This is a genomic window from Streptomyces sp. NPDC059787, from assembly GCF_042732315.1.
Lineage (GTDB): Bacteria > Actinomycetota > Actinomycetes > Streptomycetales > Streptomycetaceae > Streptomyces > Streptomyces atrovirens.
The window spans coordinates 75,465-76,096 of record NZ_JBHWHX010000038.1 but is presented as its reverse complement, the minus strand read 5'-3'; the positions used below and the strand labels follow the sequence as shown (position 1 = coordinate 76,096).

1 protein-coding gene is annotated in these 632 nt (G+C 72.8%); it reads right to left on the bottom strand.

Features of this window, described 5'->3' with window-relative positions; all coding sequences use genetic code 11:
• Positions 1-81: 81 nt before the first annotated feature.
• Positions 82-632: chaplin family protein (locus tag ACFV5H_RS28830; RefSeq protein ID WP_385197926.1), on the bottom strand; the 551-nt coding region annotated here is incomplete at its 5' end.

The following is a 632-nucleotide window of genomic DNA, read 5'->3' as shown; positions in this document are numbered from 1 at the left end:
CCCCCGGACCGGTCTCGGTCCGGGGGACGCGTCGTCGTACGGGCACGGCTGCCGGGTGGGGCGGGCCCGGCAGCCGGCGCCTCAGCGGCGGGAGGCGGTGCGGCCGCGGCGGTAGACCATCGCGCCGCCGGCGATCAGGACGGCGCCGGCCGCCGAGGCGGCGATCATGCCGTCGCTGCCGGTCTCGGCCAGGTGCGGCGGGTTGCCGGGCACTTCCTCCTCCTCGGCCGGGGGCTTCTCGACCTCGTGGGCGGGAGGCATCCTGACGTGGGTGGGCGGAGGCGGCGTCTCCTTCTCGGGCTCTTCCTCCTCGCCGTAGCCGCCGTAGTTGACGCAGGTGTTGCCGTAGGCGTCGTTGAACAGCCCGATCACGTCGATGTTGTTGCCGCACGCGTTCACCGGCAGGTGGACGGGCACCTGCACGTTGTTCCCGGAGAGCACACCGGGCGAGCCCTTGGCGGCGCCCATCGCGCGCGCGCCACCGGAGTCGCCGTAGTCGCCGTAGTCGCCGTAGTCGCCGTAGGAGGAATCGGCGTGCGAGGAGTCACTGTGCGAGGAGTCGCCGTGCTTGCTCTCCCCGTGCGACCTGTCCGTGGACTTCTCCGCGTCGTCGTGGGATCCGTAGGAGCCGT